Origin of the sequence: Novacetimonas hansenii JCM 7643 (assembly GCF_000964405.1) — a bacterium.
GTDB lineage: Bacteria > Pseudomonadota > Alphaproteobacteria > Acetobacterales > Acetobacteraceae > Novacetimonas > Novacetimonas hansenii.
Map to the genome: position 1 here is coordinate 1 of NZ_BANE01000016.1, position 10,090 is coordinate 10,090.

Here is a 10,090-nt window from a genome sequence, read left to right on the forward strand (position 1 = left end):
GCCCCTGAACCCCACCAAAGGGCATTGCCCTTTGGAAACCATGAATTTTAACGATTCAGGGTAGGGCGGGGCATTCAGGGCCACACACATGCCGGCTGCGGTCGTCCCGGCACATACCGTGCCAGGCGCATGCGACGCGACATGGCCCAGAACTGCGCGCCATAAGGGGTCTGGTTGAACCATGCGGCAGAAGGGGCCTGCCCCTCCATCTGGGCGCGGACAGTAATACTGCCCTGTGTGGCGTCGCTGATGCGCCCGACAAGGCCATTGCCCTGCATCACCTGCTGATCCAGTTGCGCGATATGCGCCACAAGCAGGTTCAGCAACACCCCCCGTCGCGCCGCGTCCTGCGCGGTGCGGGCACGCGGGGACAGGATCACCGTGGCCTCCGCAAAATATGCGGCGGCCTGTGACGCATTCACCTGCGCCGCCAGCACCACGAAACGTTGCGCCCATGCCGCATAATCGAACGCCACGTCGGCGGTCATGCCGCGTCGCGACGGGTGACACCCACAACCGGCAACGCATCGGGGTCCAGCGGTTCCAGACCCGTGCGGGTGCCCCCATGTTCACGCAGCCACGATGTCGCGCGATCCGCCGTGCGCTCCGCCGCGATCAGGCCGTGGCGCAGGGGCGCAAAATCCGGGTTCTGCGCGCACCATGCGCTCCAGAAATCGGCAGGCACCTCCGTCCGGCCCGCCATGCCCAGCAGGCGGTTATCACGCGGGTGATAACGCGGGTCGCGTCGCGCACCGGCCAGGCGGACGGACGCACGCGGCACCGGCGGCGCCATTGCACCCTGCCCCCGCCGGGCATCGCCCGCCCGCGCCGCCAGCAGCGCATCATCATACAGGTCCAGCACCAGCCCCGAGGGCATGCGGCACAGGACCGTAACCATGCTGTTCGATGTCGCCATATCCATCAGATCCCCGTCATGGTGGCGCAGGCCTGCGGATAGAACCACAACGTTCCCCACGTGCCCTGCGATTTTTTCTGCCGCACGGAGGTGGAGTGACGTTCCACCGCATGCGCGCGCATCTTTTCCGTAAAGCCGGTGGACACGCTGGCCTGTCCTTCGACCTCATTGACAAAAAGCTGCATCATCGTGGACGCCACCATGCCACCACCCAGCGCGGTCCCGGCCTCGGGCAGGGTCTCGATACGCAGGTTCGGCAGGCTTTCGGCCAACAGTTCACGCAGCTTTACGTTATACTGGTTGGCATAAAGCAGGCACTGCTGACGCTCGGTCGGCAGTACCAATGTCATCGGCGTCTCCAGCGTCAGGTTGCCGCCCATCTGCGTGACCAACTGCGCATACAGGCGCAGCACATCGTCAAAACACTGCAACGGATCGGACATCGCCAGCCAGTCGGCCGCCCCCGTGGCCGTGCCATTGCCCGTGACCTTCGGCAGCGGCTGGATCGCGGCGGGAAGCTGCGGGTCATTAAGCGCACCGTAACATTCCAGCCCCGCCACCCCGAACAGATAGGTCAGGTTCTGCTGCTTGCCCAGCACCGAGATCGAGGCCAGGTTGCGCTGGTTCACCAGGTCGATGCGCGCGGCCCCCATGCGCGCGACCTCGCGTTCGCCCCAGCGGGTCCAGGTCTGGTAATGAAAGGACTGGCGGCTGATCCAGTTGGCGTTGGCGTCCACCTCCCCATCGGCGCTGTAATCGCCATAGGCGGCGGTGCGCCCCGACAGTTCGACCACAGGGAACATCGCCGTATCCGTGACCCAGTCGCCCTTGCGCACCTCGCCATAGATCTGCGCCGCGCGGGTGGGCGCGACCAGCGCGCGGATCACCACCGGATCGGTATAGGTGGTGAAAATGGCCGGGATGCCGGAATTGGCCGCCGTCACCGCGCCATCGGCATCCATGGCGAGGCCACCTGCGGGGAAATAGTCCCGCACGCCCTCCAGATGGATGCCATATTGCCGCGCCAGCACCGGCGCGTCGTTGCGAAACAGGGATGCGTTCATCAGGAAGCAGCTTTCGTAATGGCGATCAGGCCGCCGGTTGTGGCAGGCAGGGCAACGCGCCAGCCGGTCGCGACATAGCCGTCGGGCACGTCCGCCCCCGGTGCGATGGCGCTCACGCTGCCGTCCGTGATGGAGGCGCAGACCACATCCCCCCGCGCGGCGTCATCGGCGCAGGCGCAGAACACATCGCCCCCGTCCGCCAGCGTGACCATGAAACCCTGCGGGATGGTCATCGTCGCTTCCTGCAGGTACTGCGTCATCAGCCCCTGCTGTTCACGCACGACAAACCCGTCCGGTGCGGCGGGCGTCGCCACGGGGGATGCAATCGTGACCGTCGGCGCGGTGGTATAGCCCGTGCCCCCGGACGTGACGGTAATGCCCGTCACCACGCCGTTGCTGATCGTGGCCACAGCCACCGCCCCGCTGCCGCCGCCACCCGACAGTGTAACGGTCGGGACAGAGCTGTATCCCGCCCCGCCCGATGTGACCGCAAGGGCGGACACGGCCCCGGCGGACACGCTGGCCGTGGCCGTGGCGGTGGCCGTCGCACCGGACGGCGGGCTGTTCAGCACCGATGCCCCGTCCGCCTGCACCCACGCAAACGCCGCGACAGCAACGCCGCCCGCACCCGCCCGCAGGCCATTGGCCCACGCCAGCACCGACCGGCGCGGGTTTTCCGACGCCCACGCACCCGCAAAGGATACGGGCCAGTTATAATTGACCGTATTGGGAAAAGGCATGCACAGCCTCCATGTTTTTTAAGTAAAACCGCATGCGGGGGCACAGGCCATCAGGGGCGTCGCCCCCGAACCCCCACCAAAAGGCATCGCCCTTTGGAAACCGGTATTTTCAACAGATCAGGGGGCAGGGCGCGTACCCGCTGCCAGAGCCAGAGCCAGAACCAGAACCGGGGGGCTCCACGTGCCGACGCGCCTCATGCACCCAGAAAAAACGGATACCGGATCACACCCCCGGACCCAGAGACTGTTTGAAACGTCAGGCGATATAACATACTGAAATGATAAAGGTTTTTTGTGAATATTTTTCCAGAAACCTTCGAAAGACGCTGCCTTTTTCGATCAAAAGGCAGCACCCAAAAACTTTTCTTGTTTTTATCAATGGCTTGTTTTCAAACAGTCTTTCATAACCCCGAAATTACAACCCCGGGCCGGGATGCGCCGTAACAATGAAGACATCCACATCCGACATGGAACATTCCTCATTCGACGCATCGCTGGTGGTAATGACATCGAATGTTTTGCCGGTCTTCTCGCGAAAGGTAATATGATAAACCTCGCGATACAGGCCGTGCCCTCTGGGCTCTGCCGCAAGGCGCGTGGCCTTCGTGGCCGTGAAATCCATCTGATCCGGGTCAATCATCCCGGCATTTTTCAGGGTTCCATACGCGATACTGCCCGGCCAGTCGGCACAGTCCGGCGCCTTTGCAGGTGCCGCCATGACGCCGGATATACTCGCCACCATCAGGAACGATATCAGACAGGGAATACGGACATTCATTTTGTTACCTTGATAATATGGTCGTTACTCATCCATACCTTCTGACGTGCAGAATATGAAACAATCATACAACCATTCGAAGCACGACCCGGATGTGCCTTGCTGTCACCATGCATCATGATACCAGTACGCCCCAAAGCGATATTCCCATTTATCGGCGTCAGGCGCATTGTATATGCACCGGAATGCGAATGAAAAAACGGCGCACCAATCGAATAATCACCTGCTGGCGTTGGTCCGACATTACGAACGCCCTCCATTGCAGGATTGTTCTTTCCTGCATCAATACCGGACTATCCCTTCGTCACGAGAACACCGTTATATTTCAATTGTCCGGTAGATTGACGATAGACCCAAGGCATTCCACATCCTGCCATGCTTTTGCGTTGCCCCTGCCCCCCAGCAGGGGGCATCCCCCTTTGGACACCGGTATTTTCAACAGATCAGGGTAAAGCGCACGGATGCCGCCTACAGCACGCGCGGCGCACGGGTCACGCCAAAGCGGGCGTTAAAATCCGGGGCGGCGTCAGTGGCCAACGCGGCACCGGGGGCGGCCTGTCGTGTACCGATCACCATATCAACCATCGGGCGCAGGGCCGACGGGTGCAGGGCCGCCACGTCATGTCCCGCCTGCGTCAGCGCATAGCGGTAGATGGCGTCCGCGCTGTCCATGCCAATCACCTCGCCCACCAGCGGGCGGACGGCGCGGCGTGCGTCGTCGATCGCGCCAAGGCGGCTGCGTTCCCCCGCCAGCGCACGGGCCACGGCGTCACGCACGGCGGCGTCCGACGCCATTTCGGGTGCGGTGGCGGGCACGATGCCGGACGGTGTTGCGGACACTGTTTCTGGTGCTGTTTCTGGTGCGGCGCCTGACGTGGCGCCTGACGTGGCGCCTGATACGGTGGCAGGGGAACGGCCCACCGCCGCACGCGCCGCCAGCAGGGCCGCCGACAGCGCATCGGGCGCGGTGTCGGGCGTCAGCGCGCCGGTGCGCAGGGCGTGGCCGATGACCTGCAACGTAAAGGTCGCATCGGGTTCGGGTAAGGGTGCCATCATGTTCTCCTGTAGTGCGGAATCGGCCACCAGCACGTCCGGCCCCGCCCGCCCGGCGGGGACAAGGGCGACATGGTTGCCGCGAATATTGCGCATCACCCCGTCATAGGGCTGCCCCCGCCAGCGCCCCGGCGTCATGTCCGCGTCATAGCGATAGGCGCACGACAGTTCACGCCGCCCGCCATCGCGCACCATCGCGATCGCATCGGCGTCCCAGATCGCCAGCGCATTGTCCAGATACGGGTCGGCAAAGGCGCAGTCGGTGCCGGTCGCGCCCACGGTGATATCGCGGCGCGGGTTGTCCGCCGACACATGCGCATGATCGGCCAGGACAGGGATGGCGTTAAAGGTCGGGGCCGCGCGCGCCAGTTCATCGGGCGCGCGTAAAAGTCGGTACAGGCCATCCGCCCGCAGGCCCAGCGCCACATGACCGGGGATTTCCGCCCCCCGATAGGTGTTGACGCCTGCCTTTGAAATATGGGTCCGCGCGACATATAACCGCCCGTCCTCGTCCGTTACACGGACCGAACCGATCCGGTCATGGGCCAGCATATCGGTCATGAATGTCCTTTCGTCGGGGCGACGCCCGCCGCCGCGCGCAGGGCGTCGATACGTGCGCGGGCATGGTCAATGTCCGCGCGTTGCGCATCGTCCATCTGCCATAACGGCACGAAGGCAAAATCCAGCCGCGGATCGACCTCCCCCCACAGGTGCAGTTGCACCATGCGAAACATCCGGTCGAGCACCGGGGCCACATGTGCCTCCTGAAATGCCGTGATTTCGTCGTAAAAGACACGGATTTCCCCGTCAGAGGAGGCATTCAGCCCGGCAGGCTGGATACCGAACAGCTTGACCAGCGGGATACCGGGGATCGAGGCCATGAATTCCTGTGACTGGGCCTGAAGCTCGCTCAGTCCCGACAGCGGGGTGGCGACGATGTCGAAATCCTCGTGCGTGCGGTCGATGACAAAAGTGCCGTGGTTCGACTGATACGCATTCATCGCCTCCACCCGGCCCGTCAGGCTGTCGGTATCGACCTGCGCGGGGCCGGTCCCGTCGCCATCGCCCATCGCACCGGCCATGTCGGTTTTCAGCACCTTGGTCGCAAAATTGCTGACCAGATCGGACACGGACTGGCGCGTGCGCAGGAAGTTATGGACATAGGTGCGCAACATCTGCGTCAGGCTGGGGCCGCCGAAATTGAAGGCGGGCTTGAAAATATCCGATACCTCGAACGGCACCATCGAAAACAGGCGGCTGGCATCCACCAGCGTCCCCTGCACCCACCATGCGCGCGGGCAAAAGTAATCGGGGCGCAGAGGCATGTCGGCGTTATAGCTGTCGGGTGTGGTCCATAACGGCTCCACATTCAAAAAACGCCTGATCGCGCCACGGGCGATGCCATTGGGCCCGATCACCAGCGGCGTGCCCTGTCCCGCGCTGCTTAACGCCTGTCCCATGTCCGGCCACACATGCCCCAGACCAAAGCCCAGCGCATGGATCACCTGCCGGCGCAGCACCTCGCGCACGCGCAGGCGTCGCATCTCGGCCCGTAATTGCGCCATACGCGCCACAAGCGCATCGTCGGGCGTATCGGTTTCGGGCGTGGTGATGCGCACCCATTCGCGCGTGGCTTCGCGCGCGATGACCTCAACAGGCTTGCGGAACTCCGCGCGCTGCATCATCTGCGCCAGCAGGGGATAACCGACAAAGCCCAACGCATCGCCAAACGCGCCATCACCGTCCCCCAACCCCATACCGGCCCAGTCATGCACCCCCGACAGCGCCCGGTCCATCGCCAGCGCCCCCGCCCCGCGCACCCCCGGCGGCGGGACATAGGGACGCAGGCCATCGCGCGCACCCGATGGCAGGGCGGACGCCATACGGCCAAAGCGCGGCATGGCGTCGGGACGCGGCACAACGCGCGGTTCACGCCGCACGCGCGGGGGCGTGGGCGCGCGGTGGAACCAGTGTTTCATGATGCTGTTTCCTGAACGCATGCAACAGCCGGACACTGCCCATGGCCTGCACGCTGTTTTGTTAAAGTCACGGTTTCCAAAAGGGAAATACCCACCCCCCACCAGACCCGATCAAAGTCATGGTTTCCAAAGGGCAATGTCCTTTGGTGGGGGTTCGGGGGCAAAGCCCCTGAGCAACGCCCCTGAGCCACACCCCCTGAGCAACAGCGGTCAGATCCTGCGGATCGCAGCAGGCGTAAAGGCAGGCATGCGGCGGCGGTTACGGATCACCCCATCCAGCGCATAGCGCAGCGCGTCGATCCCGTGGTCCCACCCATCGGCCAGCACCGGCAGCACGTCACCCGTCAGGCGGTCCACGCGCCATGAATACAGCCGCAATTCACGCGCAATGTTTTCGCAACGCGGATGCACGCGGATACAGCGGAACGCGCGCAGGCGGGCGATCCCGTCCTGCACCGATCCGGGCCATTTCGCCGCTGCCGTCATGCGAAAACCAAAGCGCGTGGCAAGGTAGCTGATTGTTTCCGGCCGGGAGGCATCGGCGCGCACGGGCCATTCGCGCGCCCCTGGCACATGATCGAACAGGGCGGCCAGATCGTCCATTTCCACCCCCGTTGCAAAGACCTCGTGATCGACATGCACGATGTCATCGGCGATAAAGCACCGCACCATCACCGTCGGATCCCGCGCAAAGCCCCAGTCCACGCCAAAATACAGCCGCGCGTCGGGCGGGGTCGTGAACTCCGCCACTTCCACATGTCCGCCAAAAACCACGGCGTCACTGCGGGTGCGGCATTCGCCCTCCCACACATGGTCATAACTGTCGGGGTCATGACGCAGCATGCGGCGGCGTTCCGCGTCCAGTTCGGGCGGAAACCACGGATTGTCACGCCAGCCCACATGACGCACAATGGCGTCGGGATCATCACGCAGGGCACGCATCATCTGGTGCATCGGCGCGTCCTCGCGCTCCGGGTTATAGGTGAACCAGATTTCCGACCCCGGCGCGCGGATCGTCGGCAAAAGGATGTCCAGACTGGCGCGGCTCAGGCTCTGCGCTTCCTCCACCCAGCAGATATCGACTTTTTCAGTTGACTTGATCGCCTCGACATTACGGCCCAGACCCCGAAACAGGATTTCCGAACCGCATGCCGTGGTCAGCAGGTTTTCACGAATCCGGAACCATGGCCCCAGCCCCAGCGCCGCAACCTGATCCGACAGCAGACGCCGCACCGAATCGGCCATCGAGCTGTGATATTCCCGACAGCATAATATCCGCAACGGGCGGGCGGCGGCCATCGCCACGATCACCCGCGCGACGGTCCAGCTTTTGCCGCTGCCACGGCCGCCATACAGGATTTTGTACCGCGCCGGACGCATGATATCCGCACAGGCGGGCGGGATTTCAATGCGCACCACCGTCATGCCCGCACCATCGCACCGGTTTCAGGCGACAACAGCGCAGGCGCAATCAGCAATGTGGGCGCACCGGATACAGGCGCACCGGGCACGGGGGACGCATCGCCGGTCCCGGCCGTGGCCTTGCCCCATCCGCGATCAAGTATTTCCTTTAACGCGGCAAGGCGCGTCGCCTCGCTGGCGGCATGGCAGGCAAGGTCAAGCAACGCCGCAACCACGACATCACGATGGGTGCGCAACATTGTTTCAAGCGCGTGCTGCGGGGATGCGCCGTCGCTGTGCCCGGACATCGGCGTCTTTCCTTTATGCTGCACTGCAAAAAGGATGGACCGGGCACAAAAAAAGCCGCGCCGATCACATCATGGATCGGGGCGGCCCGGCATCGGGGCGAAATGTATCAGGTCCATCCCACGGCCCGGGGCGCACCCCTTGCCGAGTAATCGCAATATGTCGCGGAACCTGACATCCCTCAAGAAAAAAAAGCGTCCATGGCGCCGACCGCCATCACGCATACGTCAGCCCCCATCCCTCAGTCCCACTGAATCGCGGCCGCCTCATGCATCGCGATCCATTTCTGAAAATCCGTTATGGTTTCATAAACGATACCATCGTCTGGCAACTGCATGTCGGTCACGAACCCCACCCGGCCCGTGGAACATTCCAGCACGATCCGCTTTTCCTTGCCCCGGAACAAAGGGGTCCATATCTGGCCGCCACAAATATGGAAATGATGATGCTTCATGACCAGCATATCTCCCTCACATGCCTGAAAATGGATTGCATTTATATGGATAAATAATAGTTAACGCATAGCTGAAATCAGGTAATTGCTTTAGATTTTCACCCAGATTTCGCAAACGCACTTATATTTTACACATAACCTTCATGGCAGATATACAGATTTTCGTAATATGAACATCCGTTACATCACAGGTGTCGAAGCTTATGTAGAACAGCAAAGTTTCAAATGCGTACCTTCATCACATTTTATAATCTTCACGTTATAATAACATCCGTTGACACCAAAGCATAACCCTTTTGCCATGAAAGAAAGCTAATGGGTTATATTTTGGTTCGGCAACCAAAATAATCGGTCCGGTCCAATATTCCGCGCACCTGCGCCCCACAAAGCACACCTGCCGCGACGGCCCTTCGCGCGCGGCGCACATGTGCAACGCGGTGGGGGTCTGTTCCGTTGGGGGCGTACTTATTGTAATATGCCCGCGCGACACAGACGCCGAGACGGACAAGGACGCCCATGAACACCCCCCTTACCGACCATGACGAAACCGTTGCCCGGATTGGGGAACTGTTTCGCACACACGGATATGCCGGCACGTCGCTGTCGCAGATCACGCAGGCCACCGGCAAGGGGAAGGGGAGTCTGTACCACTTCTTCCCCGGCGGTAAGCATGACATGGCCGAACAGGTCCTGGCGCAGGTGGAGGCCTGGTTCGCCACCAATGTGTTCGACATTCTGGACGCCGCCGCCCCCGATGACGCAATCGCGCGCATGTTCGCCGCCATCACACAATGGTATCAGGAAGGACGGCGCGGCAGCCTGTTCGCCGCCTTTACGCAGGAAGCCGCGACGCGCGCGCTGTTTGCGCGGCGCATCGACGTGTTCTTCCGCCGCTGGGTCATCGCGCTGCGCAACATGCTGCGTCGCGCGGGGGTGACGGGGGGACAGGCGACCTACCTTGCCGAAGACACCATCGCCGCCATCCATGGCGCGCTGATGCTGGCGCAGGGGCTGGATACGCCACGGCTGTTCACCCGCATGATGGACCGCGCCGCCGCGACCTTGCGTGATGCCTTGCCACACAGGGCACAGCCCGCCCGCCGCTGATTGCTGCAACTGGTGCGGGGGTGGGATATGGGCGCCGATGGGGGATGGGACGCCGTCCCCCATCGCATGGGCACTGCCATCATTGACATGCGGGGCGGTCCTGTCACGGATGATGGTACCCCCCCTGTATGGGATAGCTATCTGGGATAGCTGCCTGAAACATCAGGCTTAATAATATCCTGAAATCATAACGGTTTTTGTGAAGTTTTTCCTAAAAGACTGTTTGAAACGTCAGCCTTGATAACATACTGAAATTATAAAGATTTTTGGTGAAGCTTTTTCTAAAAAGCTT

At 62.2% G+C, this 10,090-nt stretch carries 12 protein-coding genes; 1 reads left to right on the forward strand and 11 read right to left on the reverse strand.

From position 1 onward, the window contains the following. Positions 1–74: 74 nt before the first annotated feature. From B7G66_RS01245 to B7G66_RS01295, 11 genes are all read right to left on the reverse strand, one after another. The gene (locus tag B7G66_RS01245; protein WP_003621756.1) at positions 75–488 is read right to left on the reverse strand and encodes a DUF4054 domain-containing protein; all 414 of its coding nucleotides are present in this window, start codon (positions 486–488) and stop codon (positions 75–77) included. Then, positions 485–922: a hypothetical protein gene (locus tag B7G66_RS01250; protein ID WP_003621755.1), complete on the reverse strand. Its 438-nt coding sequence runs from the start codon at positions 920–922 to the stop codon at positions 485–487. The genes B7G66_RS01245 and B7G66_RS01250 overlap by 4 nt, the downstream gene beginning before the upstream one ends. Next, on the reverse strand, positions 922–1,980 hold the full coding sequence (locus B7G66_RS01255; RefSeq protein WP_003621754.1) for a hypothetical protein: 1,059 nt from the start codon (positions 1,978–1,980) through the stop codon (positions 922–924). Before B7G66_RS01255 ends, B7G66_RS01250 begins: the two co-directional genes overlap by 1 nt. After that, the gene (locus tag B7G66_RS01260) at positions 1,980–2,720 is read right to left on the reverse strand and encodes a structural cement protein Gp24 (RefSeq protein ID WP_003621753.1); all 741 of its coding nucleotides are present in this window, start codon (positions 2,718–2,720) and stop codon (positions 1,980–1,982) included. The genes B7G66_RS01255 and B7G66_RS01260 overlap by 1 nt, the downstream gene beginning before the upstream one ends. A gap of 415 nt (positions 2,721–3,135) precedes the next feature. Further along, positions 3,136–3,498, reverse strand: a complete 363-nt coding sequence (locus B7G66_RS01265) for a hypothetical protein (RefSeq protein WP_003621752.1) — start codon at positions 3,496–3,498, stop codon at positions 3,136–3,138. Next, complete coding sequence (locus B7G66_RS01270; protein WP_264986234.1) at positions 3,495–3,785, reverse strand: DUF2778 domain-containing protein; 291 nt, start codon at positions 3,783–3,785, stop codon at positions 3,495–3,497. Before B7G66_RS01270 ends, B7G66_RS01265 begins: the two co-directional genes overlap by 4 nt. 181 nt (positions 3,786–3,966) lie before the next feature. Then, positions 3,967–5,112 carry a DUF2213 domain-containing protein gene (locus B7G66_RS01275; protein ID WP_003621750.1) on the reverse strand — a complete coding sequence of 382 codons (1,146 nt, stop codon included), beginning with the start codon at positions 5,110–5,112 and terminating at the stop codon, positions 3,967–3,969. Further along, the gene (locus B7G66_RS01280) at positions 5,109–6,530 is read right to left on the reverse strand and encodes a phage portal protein (RefSeq protein WP_003621749.1); all 1,422 of its coding nucleotides are present in this window, start codon (positions 6,528–6,530) and stop codon (positions 5,109–5,111) included. The genes B7G66_RS01275 and B7G66_RS01280 overlap by 4 nt, the downstream gene beginning before the upstream one ends. A gap of 210 nt (positions 6,531–6,740) precedes the next feature. After that, positions 6,741–7,955, reverse strand: coding sequence for a PBSX family phage terminase large subunit (locus tag B7G66_RS01285; protein ID WP_003621747.1), 1,215 nt, complete (start codon positions 7,953–7,955; stop codon positions 6,741–6,743). Further along, on the reverse strand, positions 7,952–8,239 hold the full coding sequence (locus B7G66_RS01290; protein WP_003621745.1) for a hypothetical protein: 288 nt from the start codon (positions 8,237–8,239) through the stop codon (positions 7,952–7,954). The genes B7G66_RS01285 and B7G66_RS01290 overlap by 4 nt, the downstream gene beginning before the upstream one ends. A 239-nt stretch (positions 8,240–8,478) precedes the next feature. Continuing rightward, the gene (locus B7G66_RS01295; RefSeq protein WP_141313019.1) at positions 8,479–8,691 is read right to left on the reverse strand and encodes a hypothetical protein; all 213 of its coding nucleotides are present in this window, start codon (positions 8,689–8,691) and stop codon (positions 8,479–8,481) included. Positions 8,692–9,207: 516 nt separating this feature from the next. Here B7G66_RS01295 and B7G66_RS01300 point away from each other — a divergent pair. Continuing rightward, a complete protein-coding gene (locus B7G66_RS01300; RefSeq protein WP_003621740.1) occupies positions 9,208–9,798 on the forward strand; it encodes a TetR/AcrR family transcriptional regulator in 591 nt (196 codons plus the stop codon). Positions 9,799–10,090 lie beyond the last annotated feature (292 nt).